A 324-nucleotide genomic window follows, 5' to 3' on the forward strand; every position below is an offset into this window, starting at 1 on the left:
TCAGCACGCCGTCCTCGGGGTACAACCGCTCGGTGGACGCTTCCCAGCCCATTGTCTTCTTCTGCATTACGGGGCCGTCAGGAGGGAAGTTGGTGCCGCGGAGCTTCACCTTGTAGATCAGGGTGCCGTCCTCCAGGGAGGTGTCCTGGGTCACGGTCACGGCGCCGCCGTCCTCGAAGTTCATCACGCGCTCCCACTTGAAGCCCTCGGGGAAGGACTGCTTATAGTAGTCGGGGATGTCGGCGGGGTGCTTGATGAAGGCCCTGGAGCCGTACATGAACTGAGGGGACAGGATGTCCCAGGAGAAGGGCAGGGGGCCACCCT

1 protein-coding gene is annotated in these 324 nt (G+C 63.3%); it reads right to left on the minus strand.

What is annotated here, in order from left to right; all coding sequences use genetic code 11:
* On the minus strand, positions 1-277 hold a 277-nt coding region (locus tag AC0IVP_RS21845), incomplete at its 3' end, for a hypothetical protein (RefSeq protein ID WP_471759273.1).
* Positions 278-324 lie beyond the last annotated feature (47 nt).

This window comes from Klenkia sp. AC732, assembly GCF_979256525.1.